This is a genomic window from Moritella sp. 24 (assembly GCF_018219155.1).
In the GTDB taxonomy this organism is placed as follows: Bacteria; Pseudomonadota; Gammaproteobacteria; order Enterobacterales; family Moritellaceae; genus Moritella.
The window spans coordinates 2911934-2927000 of sequence record NZ_CP056123.1; the positions used below are offsets into that span (position 1 = coordinate 2911934).

A 15067-nucleotide genomic window follows, 5' to 3' on the forward strand; every position below is an offset into this window, starting at 1 on the left:
TTCACTTATGTTACCGAATTATAACGCTGGCCTATAATCTCTCTCAATGTTTGTAACCCCTTCCCTTTATTCGCCGTTTTCCACGCAAGGTAAACATCAAATGACTGACGAGGTGATACAAGCTTCACTTCAACTAACGAACCATCATCAAGCAATGGTTGAATACGTTGTTTGGGCAAGTAGCCTATACCAATGCCAGCAACAATCGCTTGAATTTTATGTTCAACGCTACCCACGAAAAAATGTCGACTTTGTTCAATGATGCTACTTGACCAAGGGATCCCTGTCAGAGACGAGTCATGAACAATAACAGTGCGGTAATCTTCAATATCAGTATGACTAATTAGCGTAGTAAACCGCGTTAATTCATGTCCTTTCGGTACAACAAAGGCTTGCTCAAATTGGCCTAATAGCAGTGTGCTTATGCCTTGTTGACTTGGCACTGGCGCAGGAGCTCCAACCAATAAATCAGTGCGGTCTTCAATTAATGCTTCCCACGAGCCATTCATGACCTCTTCAGTCAGATCGATTTCAATATTAGGGTGCTCATTTAAAAACAGCCCTAACGACGCCAGCACTTCCTGTACATTAAAAATAGAGTCCACAGCAATGCGAATCTTAGGTTCCCAGCCATAAGATATGGTTTGAGTTTGCTCGGTTAGTTTACTGACTGCTCCGAGTATTTTTCGGCCTTCATCCAGTAAGTGACGACCCGCAGGCGTTAATACAGAGCGCCTGCCCTGACGTACAAACAGCGTAACCGACAATTGCTCTTCTAATTTTTGCACTATGTACGAAAGTGCCGAGGGTACTTTATTCAATTGTTCGGCAGCAGCGGCAAAGCTACCTCTATTATCAATGGCATCAAGCACCAGTAACGCTTCTATCGTTATCGGTAATTTGTACATTTATCGCCCTCCCTGATTGTTCAAATATTTTGAATATACTAAACGAATTTTAGCAGTTATTCCAAAACAGTTAAGCAAATACAATAGCTACACATTCGAAAACACTTAAAAACACAAAAGAGCACTAAAATGAACGCAACAACTATCAAGCACATTTTAACATCAGACAACAATTTTTCGGCATTACCACTACGTTTAATCGCCGGTATCATTTTCGCTGCACACGGAGGCCAAAAGCTGTTTGCTTGGTTTGGTGGTTATGGCCTAGAAGGTACTGGTCAATGGATGGAATCAATCGGCCTTGCACCCGGCTACTTAATGGCGCTTATGGCAGGCAGTGCTGAATTTTTCGGTGGTATCTTACTTATTATCGGTTTACTCACAAGACCAACCGCATTTGTACTCGCGGTAACAATGCTGGTTGCCATCTTCAGCACCCATATCAATAACGGTTTATTTATGAGTAACAACGGTTATGAATTTGCCCTGTCACTACTTGCAATCACCATCGCACTTGTATTTCAAGGCAGCGGTAAACTCGCGATTGATAATACCATCGTTAAAAAGCTGAGCTAATTGGTCATACATTGGGAGAGTAAAACAATGATTAAACATTACCCTTTTCAACAAATGGGCAAGGCAAACCACGGTTGGCTAAAGGCTAATCATCACTTTAGCTTTGCTAATTATTACAATCCAAGAAGAATGGGCTTTGGTACGCTAAAAGTGATTAATGATGATTGGATTGCAGCAGGTGGCGGGTTTCCAGCCCATCCACACAAGAACATGGAAATAATTACCTTTATTCGCTCTGGCGCAGTCACACATAAAGACAGTCAAGGTAATAAAGGCATAACTCGGGCAGGCGAAGTACAAGTAATGAGTGCTGGAACGGGTATCACGCATTCTGAATATAATTTAACAAAAGGACCATTAACACTATTTCAAATTTGGATCGAGCCTAACAAGCATAACGTAACACCACGGTGGGACAGTAAATTTTGGCCTGAAAGCACAAATGAAAACGCGTTACCTTTATTAGTCTCTGGCGATCCTGATGAACAAGAGGAGGCACTGTTCATCAATCAAGATGCACGCATCTTTGGGGGAAAGGTGAAGCAAGGTACCCAACTTACTCATTCAATAACCCACCAAGCTTATGTTTTAGCATCAACAGGCGAGTTTGAAATAAGCGTTAATCAGCAGGTTGTTCACATGAAAAAAGGCGATGGTGCAGAGGTGACAAAACAAAAAGAAATGGTGATTAAAGCACTGTCAGATGCAGAGATAATCATTATTGATGCACGTTAACTGGGCATAACCTCTGGTATCAAAAATGCCAGAGGTTATCTAACAATATTATTTCTTCCATACCAGTAAAAAATTATTTGCTGGCATCGGTATTTTAGTGACCAGAGTCATTCCCCTCGCCCATGATTCTAATTGTTCAATATCACGAATACCGCCAAAACCTCGTTGCTTCAATGAATCATCGAACTCTCGGTTGCTATCACTCGTGTAATCGCCATTCACTATCATCGGGCCATACTGACAAAATACACCACCTTTAGGTAGGTGACTTGCCACCATTTCCATCATTGCTTGTGCTTCATCGGGTTGCATAATATGGGTCGTGTTTGCAGTAAAGACAGCATCGACGTTCACATCAGGCCAGGAATCATGACCGACCGTAAACTTAACTGGATTGGTGATATTTTCTGAACCAGACTCTAAAATCCATGCCTTAACGCTAGCATGGTTTTCCGGCATATCGCTGGTATGCCAGTTTAGATGAGGCATTTTATGGGCGAAATGGATCGCATGTTGCCCAGTTCCCGAGCCAATTTCTAAAACATCCTGACTCTGTTTAAAATAAACCGTAAGCTGTTCGCTAATAACATGTTTATTTCGTTCAACAGACGGACTAAAACACTTTGTCATAATGGCTCTCTCACACTAATACTTGTCGTGTGTTCTCGATGTAGTCATGGATTTCATACTCCGTTCTCAAGTCAATCATCACTTCAGGACGACGGCCATTTGGGCAAGGCATCTCCGCCGTTGTACCAAACACACGGCATATCAGCGGTCGTTCCTCGTATACAGTGCAGCCCTTAGGCCCTAGATGTACACAATTCCATTCCTTTAATGCTGCCTCATGTTCCGCATCAGTTTTTACTGGCAAGCGCGACATTTCTTCTGAAGAGGTCGTGACAGGTCCGCAACAATCGTGGCAACCCTTTACACACTCAAACGACGGAATACGTCCACGTAAACGCTTGACTATATCTCGGTTGTTTTCCATTAATAGTTACCTTCTATGTTGTTCGAACCCATTATAGCTCAATTTCCCATTCACTATGACACTGACAATATCTTTAAACTTAGCGCGTACAATAGCAGTTTATTATTCGAGACTCTGTCTCACGTGTATTTCATTTCGACTTCATTTCGACTTCATTCCGATTTAATTATAGTCACGCTAATTGCTTCGCTATGTACTTCTTGGCGCGAACATAATAATAGCCATACCAACTAATGCAATTGAACCACCTACAATATCCCACATACTAGGCTTTATACCATCAACGATCCAAAGCCATAATATGGCAACAAAAATATATACACCACCATACGCGGCATACACACGTCCAGCAGCCGCAGGATGCAAAGATAACAGCCATGCAAACAACGCCAAACTTAACGCAGCAGGAATGAGAAGTAAGACACTTTTATCTTGTTTAAGCCAAAGATAAGGTAAATAACAGCCAACTATTTCAGCGATCGCTGTAATCACAAAAAGAGCGATTGTTTTTAATTCGAACATGATACTCCTCGTATCGAGATAAATTGCGTAATGCATTACGAATAGATAGGTTAACAGTAACCACCTGAAATTATGTACCGAGCATTATACCTAAAATGTATATAGTGAAACGCCTCGAAACTGAATAGTTCTGTAAACGATTAATTCTGTCTCATAAGTGATGAGTAAGACTCGAAGCAGCTGGTTTGCTTTATTAATAATACGGAACTATAACTACAAAGGGGCTGAAATAGAAATGAAAATTGAACGATAAGATATTGATTTGAAAAAGCTGAACGTCAGAAACGCGAAAAGCACAACACTTTTGAAGGATACCCTACAAGCCTCACTCCGGCACTTGAGTTCTCTGCTGCGGTTGCTTCCTTCCGGACCTGGCCGAGTTCACAGAGTATCAATGCGGAGGGACCCATAAGGCACCCATCAAATGTGTTGTGCTTGACAACGAGTGAATTATTAACTATTCACTGATTCTTTGCAACTATTTATAGTAGTTTTATTACCGATAAATACCGATTGCACACAATCCAACCAAGTCGATCAAAACAAGGGCGATTAAATTACTTTTTTACTAAGGTACTGACCAATAAACATAGTTGCAGGTACAGGTTTACCGTATAAATATCCCTGACCATAATCACAACCTTCATCTGCAATGAACTGATCTTGCTCTGCGGTTTCCACCCCTTCGGCAACAACTTGCAAATTAAGCTTCTTCGCCATGGCAATAATAGCTCGTGCAAGTTCTTTATCTTGCTCACGCTCCATTAGATTCATAATAAAACTACGATCAATTTTGAGCGTATCAAACGAATACTTCTGTAAATAACTTAATGACGAATAACCCGTACCAAAATCATCTAACGAAATACGAACGCCCAGTTTTTGTAATCCAGCAATTGCTTTTGCCGCTTTCTGTTCATCTTGTAACAACACGCCCTCGGTAATTTCAAGTTCGAGCGAACTACCGGGTAAACCGTAATAACTTAATAACTGAGCAATACGAGAAACCAAGTTATCATCACGGAATTGCACTGGCGACATATTAACAGCCATACAAAAATCAGCACCAAAGCTATGACGCCATTGAGTTGCCTGTTCCATTGCAGTACGTAATACAAAATTACCTAATGCTAAGATCTGGCCGTTTTGTTCAGCTAAATGAATAAATCGATCTGGCGCTACCGCTCCAAGTATTGGATTATGCCAACGTATTAACGCCTCAGCTCCCAATACTCGACGCGTTTTAACACAAATCATCGGCTGATAATGTACCGACATTTCATTTTTATCGAGCGCTTCAGCTAAATGAGATTCTAAATAGTGACGCTCACCAATCGCAGCACTCAACTCTTCAGTAAAGAAGTTATAACATGTCCCTTTATCTTTGCTTGCACTCATCGCCGCTTCAGCACGCTCAACTAACGCAATACCCTTGTCTTCGGCTGACTCAGCTAATGCAATACCAAAGCAAACCTGAGTCGTAATCGCATAATCATCAACAATAAAGGTGGCTTCAAAGGCCTGTGATAAACGAGAAATTAAATCAATTGCTTGCTCAACGACATTTTCATCTCGAACAACAATAGAAAACGCATCCCCCCAGCAGCGTGCAACCAAGTATTCACTGGTTAACTGCTGGTGAATACGCTGGCTCACTTCCAACAACACTTTGTCACCGACGCCATAACCATAACTGTTATTAATCGATTTGAAATTTCGGATACCAAGATAAATAACAGCGAGCTCGTTTTCATCATCAACGTATTCCAACATGCCTTCAATCTGCTTAACCAATGAAAGTTGGTTCGCAAGTCCCGTAAGCGTGTCGTATTCTTGTTGATAAACGAGTGTTGATTCTAATGCCGAGCGGCTATCTTGTTCATGCAATAACGCTTGATTAGACAGCGTCAGTGCCATTGATTTTTTAGCAAGTAAGTTTTGTAGTTTACGGTTCTCGTGTATGAGTTCTGATTTTTCATAGAGAATGGTTAGATCCGCATTCATCGATTGTTGAAAGCGTGCGATCAATAATTTGCAATGTTCGCTAAATTCACGAGCCTGTGTATCTAATACACACAGCGTACCAAAGGCCTGATCATTTGGCCAAATTAACGGTAGACCATAATAAGCCATGATGTCGGCACTCACATTTTCATCAGGTACCCAAGTTGAATTAAGCGTTGCATCTTCGATTAACAACTCAGCTCGGTTATAAATAACTTGAGCGCTATAGCAGCTTAATTGCTTAGAATTGGATAATGACGGTAAGTCTGGATTAGCGGTTTCATTTGACGCAAATATTCGCACATCATTATGATGAACACGCATAATTAATGCTGCTGGAAGATTCATAATGCCAGCGATCAACTCTACAGTTTGTTGCCAACCACGAAACATGGGTTCCGGGATCTCAATAACCTGAGTATTAATATTTAGCATGCTACATCTCTGTTAATTACGCTGCTCTAAATGACACTGTAAATTTTCATTACCATGCCGCTATTCATCTGATGAATAAGGAAGATTCAATATACTACAAGAAAACAAAGCGAACACCAAGTCAGATTTTTTAACATGCAACCATAATAATTAATATGCTCAACTATTTAGATAAACTTGTGACCCATAGTTGAACGGATGAACGAATAAGTTTGATACCACTCACACTTATGGAGTCTGGCAACTGATAATAATTTATCGGCCACATAAATTTAACTAGCTTATTTTGTAAGAATTTATTCATTTCTTTGGTTGATAATTGCGCAACAGAGTCAATTACAGCAATTGGACGCTGGCCAAAATCAGAATCTTCAGATGGGAAAACCAAGGCTTGGTTGATTAATGGATGGGAAAGTAAAGCACGTTCAATATGTTCTGGATGAATATTTTCACCGCCTGAAATAAACATATTATCAACACGCCCTAAGATAAACAGTTCATTATTCACACAATTATCACTCGCCTTTTTACCTAAGTCTCCAGTCGTTAACCAACCATGGCAATCAGTCATAGAGCGTAATGAGCCACGATAATAATAACCTAAGCCTAAACAGTCACCCCGTACCTTAATTTGCTGATCATCAATCATCAGCTCGCGATGCGCTAATACAGTCCCAACGCCCGTACTGCTATCTGCTTGTTTTGCGGTTACTGTCGAGGCCATTTCTGTCATACCATAACCAGACCAGCAATCGATACCCAGCGCTTTTGCTTTATCTGTTAATACCACAGGAATAACAGCACCACCGAGCAAGATACGTTTAAGATGACTAGGATGGCGACTTATTGCGATGTCATTAAGGTATCGACGCAGTTGTGTCGGTACTAAAGACGCATGTGTCACCTGTGATAGCAACTCAACAAAGTTCTCACCAAGGGATAATACGATCTGGCCACCAGCAAATAACCAGCGCCAAACAATTGCTAATCCAGAGACATGAAATAAAGGTAACGACAACAACCAGCTATCTTGTGCTGTATAACTAAATACAGCCAATAGACCCGCTGCAGAATGAAGGTGATTATTGGCACAGTGTGCGACCGCTTTTGCTTTACCACTCGAACCCGAAGTAAATACCACACTGGCTAAACGCTGTCCTTGCCATTCAGTATCATGCGCTTGAACCTTCACTTCATCCGCTGTCGACATTAAGGGTGCAGATTCGCTAGTAAACACTAACTGCTCCGCATCTCCATATTCAAGTTCATGTAATGTATCCGATTCAAGATCTGCTCGCCAAATAAACCGAGCCGCTAATGTATCAAGCTTATCGTTTAACTGCCCACTACCCTGCTTCGGGTCTAATACCACACAACAGGCACCAAGTCGTAAACAAGCCAGATATAACCACAATACATCGGGACAATTAGTACTGATAGCGACCACGATATGGTCTTGTCGTAAACCTTGCTCACTGAGTTGGTTTGCATACTCATCAACCCGTGAGTTTAATTGGTGCCAAGTAAATACGTTTTCACCATATGCGAGGGCTATGCCATTTGGGTTATGTTGCGACCAATATAGCCAAGGCCAACAATCAAATGTGGCGTCAGTACGTATATTCTTACACTCGATATTATCCATTCCGTTTCTATCCTTGCTCGACTTCCACAATACGATGCTGCGTTCTGCTTTGTGAATAGACAGCACAGGGTAATGTTGTAAGCACTAATAAAGGTAAATCACACCCGGGCCAAGGCATTGCTATTTGATGTTTGAAAACATGTACGGTATCTAAACCGGGCGTAGCATTCGGTGTTAACCACGTCGATAAATGCGCAAGTTGTAATAAACCAAAACTTGATTCAAGACTTGAACTGATAACAACGGTTAACCCCTGCTTATGCGCTTGATTAATTAATTCACCGCAATAAGATAAGCAGCCCGTTAGCATAGGTTTAATCACAATAGCAGCCACGTTAGCAGCATCGAAATCTGCATACCCAGTACTTGCAGCTCGAATCAATTCAATCCCCCCTCGCTTAGGATTAGCGCTAAGTTTACATTGGTCAGCATCACGCAAGCTTTCATCCCACGCGATGGCAATACCAGTTTGATGCGAAAACTCTAAACACTCACAGACTAGTCCACAAGGCTCTTCGATAAAATCAATACGTGGGCGTAATTCGGGGGGGACTTGGTTAGCAAACGCTAACGCACTCGTTAAATCCCAGCGTTGGTTAGCATCTAAACGTAAACGTAATTTGGGGTATTTTTGTAATAACTGTCTCGCTATTTCACCATCGTGAATGGCAGCTTCAGGTGTCGCTTGCGAGGCTATTTTCAATTTACATAAGGAGGTTGTTACAAGCTGGGCATGTTTAGTACTTATCAATCGGTGATCAGCAGCCAATAATAACGCACTAGCAAAGTGGTGATGACGATTGCTGCTATAAATAGCTTTCTGTAATCCATCTTCTAACTCCAACAAGGCCATGCTAAAACCAAATGCAACAGAAGGACAATAAAGGTCAAGCTCTACAGTCCCCTGCTCTAGCCACTGTCTAATCACACTATCAAGTTGTTGTTTTGCTTGCGCTGCTGTCTCAATACTAAAACCAGGTAAAGGGGCTATTTCACCACGCCCAATGTGAGTCACTGGATTATTTTGGCACGACACCTGCGAATCAGTGCTTTCTTCCAGTTGAATGATCCAACCTTCACGAACACTGACAGACTGGCCACGTAATATCATGGCGCAGTCCAAAGGTAACTGATAATGGTACAGTTTAACCTTACGTTGCATTAACAGTGCTCCACTTGTTTATTATGGATTACGTGGGAATTTGTCGAAGTTAGGACGGCGTTTTTCATTAAAAGCATTACGCCCTTCTTGTCCTTCTTCTGTCATGTAGAACATCATCGTCGCGTTACCGGCTAATTCTTGTAAACCAGCTTGACCATCACAATCTGCATTTAATGCTGCTTTTAAACAACGTAATGACATAGGGCTGTGTTGTAGTACTTCACGACACCAACGTACTGTTTCACGTTCAAGTTCAGCCAGTGGCACAACCGTATTAACAAGTCCCATATCAACCGCTTCTTGAGCATCATAAAAACGACATAAGAACCAGATTTCACGCGCTTTCTTTTGACCAACAATACGCGCCATGTATGATGCACCCCAACCGCCGTCGAACGAACCCACTTTAGGGCCTGTTTGTCCAAATTGAGCGTTGTCAGCAGCAATCGTTAAATCGCACATCATGTGTAATACATGACCGCCACCAACGGCATAACCAGCAACCGCAGCAATAACAGGTTTTGGACAAGTACGGATTTGACGTTGGAAATCCAATACGTTTAAATGATGCATACCTTCATCATCTTTATAGCCGCCGTAATCGCCACGAATACTTTGATCACCACCCGAGCAGAATGCGTGTTCGCCCAAGCCTGTTAATACGATAACACCCACGTTTGAGTCATAACGTGCGTCGGCCAACGCCTGCATCATCTCTTGTACCGTTTGTGGGCGGAACGCATTACGCACTTGTGGACGTGCAATCGTGATTTTAGCGATACCATCTAACGACTTATGAAATTGAATATCTTGGTACTCGCCTGTGCAGTCTTGCCATTCAACGTGTGCGTATAGTTCTGCTTCTGTGATCCCAACGGTTCTTGTCATAATAATTCCTAATCTATTAAAATTTTTAATCTGCTATAAATAGCTAATCTATAAAACGAAATGTCTAAACTCTGAAACGCTTCATTTCAGTCATGAAACTCTAAACGTTTAATCATGCAGCACAAAACAATGAAATTTGCTTAAGCAGCACTCCTTTGCGATGTTTTATTACTCATTACGTCATCAACAAAATCTCGAATCAATTGGCTAAATACCAACGGTTGATCGGCATGTACGTTATGCCCAGCCTGAGATACCGTTCGATAATCAAGTTGACTGACTTGTGTTAATTGCTGGAATTTGGGGTCCCACTCACCACAAACCATCCGTATTGGATACGCTGACGATCGTAATGCGGGTAATAAGTTACCTTGTTTCGATAACGAAGTAGCAGCCAGCATCTTGCTAATTTGTAACCCACCTTTAAATCCATGACGGTCAGCTTGAACTTGGCAGCGTTTATCAATCAATGCTGTTTTTTGTGTCGCCGTTAATGATGAAAACACCCCTTGTTGATACCAATCGATAAGTACAGTAGGTAACGCTTCCTCACTAAATCGCGTTACCCAACCTAAGTCATGCAACCCACGTTGTAGCTGTTCAGCGCTACTGTTTAACCCCGGATTACCACTTTCTAATAACAAACCATCAATGGTAAAGGGCCAATTAGCCGCTTGTTCGCAGGCAATAGTCATAGCAAGGCGTGCGCCTAACGAGTAACCGACCAAAATAACATTATCAAGTTGGTACTGAGACAGCGTAGTAATAATGAGTTGTTGTACATGTTTGAAATCATTAACCGTCACCGCTTGGCTACCAGCATGCCCCGGTAAATCAATACAGATACATTGATAATCCTGCGATAATTCAGCCACAATATGCTGCCAGTCCGCTGTCGAGCCTAATAAGCCATGTAAAAATACCAACGTAGGTCGTGATGATGTGCGAGAGTTCTCACAGTCAGCTGAAACAGAATAGAGTGGTAATAAGGTTTGTCGGCACATCAGTTTATTAGATAAAACAGGCATCTTTCACCTCTGAAAATAATGACTTGAGTTGCTCTGCTGCTTTCCCCGCTGGCGTCTCAATTTCAATTAACAAAGTACGTACTTTCCCTGTCTCATCACGCATTGGTTGTAAACCATGATCAATCGCTGACAGCGCTTCAGCTAAGGTTTTCGGTTGGATATAATCTAAATCGAACATGCCTGCTGCATGCTTAAACCCAAATCCATGAGGCATACGATACAACAGTTCTTTTTGTTGTTCTACAACGGGTAGCATGTCAAAAATAGCCCCACCGTCATTATTCAATACCACAATCACGCAAGGATGTTTTGGTTTTGAAAATAAAGCCAGTGAGTTCAAGTCATATAACAAAGACGTATCCCCCAACAAACAAATCATCCCCTGCTCTTGCCCTGCTTGTACACCCGCAGCTGTCGCAACTAGCCCATCAATCCCAGACGCGCCACGATTACTAAACACTGGTACATCAGGGAGTTCAACAAACATATCTAACAACCGAACGATTAGGCTATTACCAATGAATAAACTTGTTGGCGTTGTGAGAGGCGGCATTGTTAGACAAGTATCTAATGTGGCAGCAAAACTGACCTCAGTTAGCGAATCGATATAATTTGTTTCAACAAGTTGTCGAACATAACTGCTCGCTTGTGTGAGCGCTTGCCCCCATTTATAGCCGCTAGTAGGGTGATTAAGATCCCCAACATCACTAAACATGCTGCTATCTGTCGCTAACGTATCATCTAACTGAAGATTTAACTCACCACGTGAAAACGAGGCTAACCACTGAGATACAGGGCTGATAAATTGTTTACATGCGTGATGATAAGGGTCTAATTGCCCCGCTTGTTCTGCAATTAGCCAGTAGTCCTGCCAATCATGCTGTGCAATAAATTGACCTAAACGCTTTGATACTAAACGAGCACCAAACTGAACTAACACTTCCGCTTCCGCTAACTTTTCTCGACACGCGGCATTTTGTAACCACACATCATAATGTGGCCATGCACTACTGCCACCTGCTTGGGGGTCAACAAGTACAGGCCAACCTAACATCTCAGCCCATGCTTTAATCGCTTGCATCTCAGCTGTTGCGATTGCACCAATCACAACTAAGCCTTTTTTATTAACGACAGGCATTGCGCCATATAATGCCGTCAGTGCTGTGGCATCTAAAGCATGCGTTTTTACAGGCGTGTTAATCGATAAATAGGTGTTTGATGAGTGCTGCCATTTCGTTATACCGACAAGGTACTCACTAAAATCAACCTCACCACCATATAAAGGTTCAGGATAAGGACAATTGATGTGTACCGAGCCACCCACTTGTTGCTGTACCGCGATACTTTGGTCTATTTTACTCAGCAACCATTGTGGTGTGATAGCCAGACTGGGGCTTGGTAATAATAATTCATGACAAACATGACTCGAAAACAAACCAGCCTGCTGTATTGCTTGGTTCGCACCACAATTAATTTGTTCAACGGGACGATCTGCAGTTAACAGTACTAACTTTTCTTTGGTTAAACCGCTTTCGACTACCGCGGGTAATAAGTTCGCAACCGCAGTACCCGATGTAACAACCACCGCGACAGGTGCTTGTAACGACTTGGCTAAACCCAATGCATAAAAGCCCAGTCCACGTTCATCAAAATGACTATGTAGTGTGAGGTTATCTTTACCGTCAGCAGCCAAAATGAGTGGTGTTGAACGTGAACCAGGCGCAACACAAACATGGCGAACACCCAAACGACTTAATTCTTCTAAAATTAAGTCGGCCCATAAACGGTTTAATGGTGCTTGCATCTCAGCAATAGAATGATTAATCATGCGCGTTGTTGCTCTGATACAAAGTGGTTTAGACCCAATCCATCGCTGCTCATGTTCCGATGGATCTCAGTATCCGGTTCAAGTAGTGTTAACAAGGTCGCCGTTTTACGCTCTAACTCTTGCCATTCACTCATTGGATCAGAACCCGGTACAATACCTGCACCTGCAAATAACTGTAATTCATAACCTAATATTCGTGCACTACGTATCGCAACACAGAATTCACTTTGCTGCTGTCCAACATATCCTAGCGCACCACTATACCAACCACGTGAAAAAGGTTCGTTTTCAGCAATGAAATCGAGTGCAGGTTGACGTGGTAATCCCGCTATCGCAGCTGTTGGTTGTAAGCTTGCTAATAGCTCTGCATCATCAACACCGGCGGCAAGTTCGCCTGAGATATGGTGTTTTAAGTGCTGAACTTTACGTAACTTCACTAATTCAGGCCGCATCGACACTTGTAAAGACGCACAACGGGAATCTAATCGCGACATTAAATCATCGACGACCAAACGGTTTTCATAACGATTTTTAGGATCATGTAATAACCAATTCGCTAATGCCCGATCTTCAACCGTATCGTCACTGCGTGCAGCCGTTCCTGCGAGTGCTTCGGTGTGTAATTGGGTTTGTGTTCGCGTAAATAACCGTTCAGGCGTTGAGCCAACAAAGTAATCGTTCGGCTTAAGTGCAAAGATGAAATGGAAACAGTGCTGATTAACTTGGCGACTTTTCTGTAAAAACTGAGCAGCAGAAAGTGGACGATTTAAAGTCAGGATACTTTGTCGTGCTAATACCACTTTAGCAAAGTGCTGTTGCTTAATTGCCGTTAAGGCTTTAGTAACAAGATGAGACCAATGATGGTATTCAGGATAATGGCTACGTGTTTCAATCTTATACGTCAACGGGATTGGTGTCGGTGCAGGCGCGATTAAGTTGGCTAAGCTATCAAGCAATATCGCTTTATCATAGCCTTGCTCAGTACCGTTTACAGGCAAGTTAACCGACAATTTCCACGTATTGTTGTTACGCGTTAATTCGATTTGCGGTAAAAAATAATAATCTTGATGACCAAAGTCGCATCCGCCCCAAACCCGTTGCTGTTCAGACAATTGCGTTTTCGCAGTATTAATATTATGAAATGAACAGCACTGACCTAACGCGACAACTTCTTCATCGCCATCTCGAGATTGCCAGTAGAATTGAGGAAATAAAACTTGCGCGTCAAACCACTCAATCAACTCGGAAGAATGCAAGGGCTGTAAATCGACCGAGATACGAGTTTGCTCTGGCTGAGCATGAGTGATCAGTTTTTGTAATGCTTTAATTGCAGTGGCTAATATGTACAAGGCGCCCCCTAGTAAACTACTACTTAGGGGATGAATTTAACATAGATTAAACCTAACCGTCCATAAACCTATACTTAATGAGTATATAATCGAAGCATTTATAGCCTAGATCAATAAAAGGCGTATTTTAGAAGAAAATAAACTTAGAACCGACACAAAGTAATAGCAATGCAAAATAACGTTTTAAAATATGACTTGGCAATGAATGTGCTAATTTAGCACCTTGCTTGGCAAAAATAGTGCTGGTCATAATAATACCTAAGAACGCAGGTAAATAAATATAACCAAAGCTGTACTCAGGTAAATCAGGTGTATTCCAACCAGTCACAATATAACTACAAACACCTGCAACTGCGATAGGTAAACCACACGCTGATGATGTTGCAACAGCATTACGCATTTCAACTCGACACCACGACAAGTAAGGCACAGTTAATGACCCGCCACCAATACCGAATAATGCGGAAATGGCACCAATAATACCACCTGCAACACTCAACCCCGCTCCTTTTGGCAAGTCATGTTCTGCTTTTGGTTTTAAGTCAAAGCCCATTTGAACAGCAACGGTTAATGCATAAATACCAATGATCATTTGCAATGTTTCACCCGGTAAATAGTCAGCAAATATACTGCCTAATACCGCACCAATAACAATACCAAACGTCAGACGCTTAACTAAAGCCCAGTCAATTGCGCCTTTACTGTGGTGTGTTTTAATCGAGCTAATAGAAGTAAAGATGATCGTCGCGAGGGATGTACCTATGGCTAATTGTGTCAGTACTTCCGAAGAGATGCCTTGAAAGGAAAAAGAAAAAACCAATGCCGGAACGATAATTAAACCGCCACCGACACCAAATAGCCCTGCGATTAACCCTGCCGCAGCACCTAAAATTAAATATAAAACCACAATCATCGCTACAATCCTTTCTATTACATACGCCTAGATTCGAAGCGTCACTATATCAAACTTGCGATGATAAAGTGTCAAAGATT

Annotated in this window: 14 protein-coding genes and 1 other RNA gene; 2 read left to right on the forward strand and 13 right to left on the reverse strand. The window is 42.0% G+C overall.

The genetic code is table 11. The annotated features are described in order from the left end of the window. Positions 1-5 precede the first annotated feature (5 nt). Positions 6-908, reverse strand: coding sequence for a LysR substrate-binding domain-containing protein (locus HWV00_RS12920; protein ID WP_211681850.1), 903 nt, complete (start codon positions 906-908; stop codon positions 6-8). Positions 909-1037: 129 nt separating this feature from the next. Here HWV00_RS12920 and HWV00_RS12925 point away from each other — a divergent pair, with 129 nt between their 5' ends. Both HWV00_RS12925 and HWV00_RS12930 read left to right on the forward strand, forming a co-directional pair. After that, on the forward strand, positions 1038-1484 hold the full coding sequence (locus HWV00_RS12925) for a DoxX family protein (protein ID WP_211681852.1): 447 nt from the start codon (positions 1038-1040) through the stop codon (positions 1482-1484). A 27-nt stretch (positions 1485-1511) separates the two neighbouring features. Beyond that, positions 1512-2219: a pirin family protein gene (locus HWV00_RS12930; protein WP_211681854.1), complete on the forward strand. Its 708-nt coding sequence runs from the start codon at positions 1512-1514 to the stop codon at positions 2217-2219. Positions 2220-2267: 48 nt separating this feature from the next. On the opposite strand, the gene HWV00_RS12935 is transcribed toward HWV00_RS12930, so the two are convergent. The 12 genes from HWV00_RS12935 to HWV00_RS12990 all read right to left on the reverse strand — a co-directional run bounded on the left by HWV00_RS12935 (position 2268) and on the right by HWV00_RS12990 (position 14987). Then, complete coding sequence (locus HWV00_RS12935; protein ID WP_211681856.1) at positions 2268-2849, reverse strand: DUF938 domain-containing protein; 582 nt, start codon at positions 2847-2849, stop codon at positions 2268-2270. 10 nt (positions 2850-2859) lie between these two features. Then, entirely contained in the window at positions 2860-3213 is a 354-nt protein-coding gene (locus HWV00_RS12940) for a YkgJ family cysteine cluster protein (RefSeq protein ID WP_211681858.1), read from the reverse strand. 189 nt (positions 3214-3402) lie between these two features. Continuing rightward, positions 3403-3735, reverse strand: a complete 333-nt coding sequence (locus HWV00_RS12945) for a YnfA family protein (protein ID WP_211681860.1) — start codon at positions 3733-3735, stop codon at positions 3403-3405. A gap of 314 nt (positions 3736-4049) precedes the next feature. Further along, positions 4050-4146, reverse strand: an RNA gene (gene ffs, locus HWV00_RS12950) — signal recognition particle sRNA small type. Positions 4147-4287: 141 nt separating this feature from the next. Beyond that, positions 4288-6174: a GGDEF and EAL domain-containing protein gene (locus HWV00_RS12955; protein WP_211681862.1), complete on the reverse strand. Its 1887-nt coding sequence runs from the start codon at positions 6172-6174 to the stop codon at positions 4288-4290. Between the two features lie 163 nt (positions 6175-6337). Beyond that, positions 6338-7819 carry an o-succinylbenzoate--CoA ligase gene (gene menE, locus HWV00_RS12960; protein ID WP_211681864.1) on the reverse strand — a complete coding sequence of 494 codons (1482 nt, stop codon included), beginning with the start codon at positions 7817-7819 and terminating at the stop codon, positions 6338-6340. Positions 7820-7826: 7 nt separating this feature from the next. Next, positions 7827-8981, reverse strand: coding sequence for an o-succinylbenzoate synthase (menC, locus tag HWV00_RS12965; protein WP_211681866.1), 1155 nt, complete (start codon positions 8979-8981; stop codon positions 7827-7829). A gap of 21 nt (positions 8982-9002) precedes the next feature. Beyond that, positions 9003-9869 carry a 1,4-dihydroxy-2-naphthoyl-CoA synthase gene (gene menB / locus HWV00_RS12970; RefSeq protein ID WP_211681868.1) on the reverse strand — a complete coding sequence of 289 codons (867 nt, stop codon included), beginning with the start codon at positions 9867-9869 and terminating at the stop codon, positions 9003-9005. A gap of 140 nt (positions 9870-10009) precedes the next feature. After that, complete coding sequence (menH, locus tag HWV00_RS12975; RefSeq protein WP_211681870.1) at positions 10010-10897, reverse strand: 2-succinyl-6-hydroxy-2,4-cyclohexadiene-1-carboxylate synthase; 888 nt, start codon at positions 10895-10897, stop codon at positions 10010-10012. Further along, a complete protein-coding gene (gene menD, locus HWV00_RS12980; protein ID WP_211681872.1) occupies positions 10881-12725 on the reverse strand; it encodes a 2-succinyl-5-enolpyruvyl-6-hydroxy-3-cyclohexene-1-carboxylic-acid synthase in 1845 nt (614 codons plus the stop codon). Before menD ends, menH begins: the two co-directional genes overlap by 17 nt. Then, a complete protein-coding gene (locus HWV00_RS12985; RefSeq protein ID WP_211681874.1) occupies positions 12722-14074 on the reverse strand; it encodes an isochorismate synthase MenF in 1353 nt (450 codons plus the stop codon). The genes menD and HWV00_RS12985 overlap by 4 nt, the downstream gene beginning before the upstream one ends. Before the next feature lie 127 nt (positions 14075-14201). Then, positions 14202-14987 carry a sulfite exporter TauE/SafE family protein gene (locus HWV00_RS12990; protein ID WP_211681876.1) on the reverse strand — a complete coding sequence of 262 codons (786 nt, stop codon included), beginning with the start codon at positions 14985-14987 and terminating at the stop codon, positions 14202-14204. Between the last annotated feature and the right edge of the window lie 80 nt (positions 14988-15067).

Bases quoted from the DNA above. Each gene is read 5' to 3' on its own strand.
- HWV00_RS12920 (WP_211681850.1), bottom strand. From the start codon at position 908: ATGTACAAATTACCGATAACGATAGAAGCGTTACTGGTGCTTGATGCC.
- HWV00_RS12925 (WP_211681852.1), top strand. From the start codon at position 1,038: ATGAACGCAACAACTATCAAGCACATTTTAACATCAGACAACAATTTT.
- HWV00_RS12930 (WP_211681854.1), top strand. From the start codon at position 1,512: ATGATTAAACATTACCCTTTTCAACAAATGGGCAAGGCAAACCACGGT.
- HWV00_RS12935 (WP_211681856.1), bottom strand. From the start codon at position 2,849: ATGACAAAGTGTTTTAGTCCGTCTGTTGAACGAAATAAACATGTTATT.
- HWV00_RS12940 (WP_211681858.1), bottom strand. From the start codon at position 3,213: ATGGAAAACAACCGAGATATAGTCAAGCGTTTACGTGGACGTATTCCG.
- HWV00_RS12945 (WP_211681860.1), bottom strand. From the start codon at position 3,735: ATGTTCGAATTAAAAACAATCGCTCTTTTTGTGATTACAGCGATCGCT.
- HWV00_RS12955 (WP_211681862.1), bottom strand. From the start codon at position 6,174: ATGCTAAATATTAATACTCAGGTTATTGAGATCCCGGAACCCATGTTT.
- menE (WP_211681864.1), bottom strand. From the start codon at position 7,819: ATGGATAATATCGAGTGTAAGAATATACGTACTGACGCCACATTTGAT.
- menC (WP_211681866.1), bottom strand. From the start codon at position 8,981: ATGCAACGTAAGGTTAAACTGTACCATTATCAGTTACCTTTGGACTGC.
- menB (WP_211681868.1), bottom strand. From the start codon at position 9,869: ATGACAAGAACCGTTGGGATCACAGAAGCAGAACTATACGCACACGTT.
- menH (WP_211681870.1), bottom strand. From the start codon at position 10,897: ATGCCTGTTTTATCTAATAAACTGATGTGCCGACAAACCTTATTACCA.
- menD (WP_211681872.1), bottom strand. From the start codon at position 12,725: ATGATTAATCATTCTATTGCTGAGATGCAAGCACCATTAAACCGTTTA.
- HWV00_RS12990 (WP_211681876.1), bottom strand. From the start codon at position 14,987: ATGATTGTGGTTTTATATTTAATTTTAGGTGCTGCGGCAGGGTTAATC.